The organism is Bathymodiolus azoricus thioautotrophic gill symbiont (assembly GCF_001298715.1).
In the GTDB taxonomy this organism is placed as follows: Bacteria; Pseudomonadota; Gammaproteobacteria; order PS1; family Pseudothioglobaceae; genus Thiodubiliella.
Genome location: NZ_CDSC02000086.1, coordinates 1 through 801 on the forward strand (window position 1 = coordinate 1; position 801 = coordinate 801).

At 36.5% G+C, this 801-nt stretch carries 1 protein-coding gene; it reads right to left on the reverse strand.

Features of this window, described 5'->3' with window-relative positions; genetic code table 11:
• Nucleotides 1-801: hypothetical protein (locus tag BAZSYMA_RS09795; RefSeq protein ID WP_195910047.1), on the reverse strand; the 801-nt coding region annotated here is incomplete at both ends.

Genomic DNA, 801 nt, shown 5'->3' on the forward strand with positions numbered 1-801 from the left:
GTTAAACTGCCTGTTGATGGCGTGGATTGAGTAGTACCATTAGTAGAGGTGATATTTAAACTGCTTTTCAATGCCAACAATCCTGCGTTAATAACCGCTAAAATCCCGTCTGCCAGTGTATTGATAACGAGTCGACTGTCAACAAGGATCTGAGCACCCTTTGCATTTGTTAATATCTTGCCTATGCTCAGCACTGCTTCATCAGCAAAAATGTTTTTCTGATTGTCAAACTCAGTAGCATTAATAGCCAGTTGATTAGTAGCAAACATATTGCCACTATTAGTTACCTTGGTTGCCTCAATCGTTATGTCTTTATTGGCAAACAACATACCCTCAGAAGTGAGTTGACCTGCATTTATTGTGATATTTTCCTCTTGAGAACTTAACTTGACATCTTTCCCTATTTGCAAATCATCTGGTGCTGTGATTTGGATATTTTTTTTGGTGCCCAAAAATGCATTATCTATATCCACCGATTGACTCGATATGCTTAACTTACCCTCATTGACATTCAATTTAACCCTGTTATCGCTATCTGCCCCTTGGATACTAACGCTTGTCGCTTTAATATCAATATTTTCTTTGGCAATATATTGAACCATGTTTAAAGCCTCATAAGTGCCATTAATCACATTAATATTGATATTTTTAGCAAAACGAACACCGCCCTGTTGAGCGGTATCACTAATAAAATCATTCGCTGTAATATTTAAATTGTTCTTAGCCCCCATAGATTGAACAGAAATTTCTACCTTTTTCCCTGCATTAATATCAATATTGTTGGCGTAAAAATGATTGTTT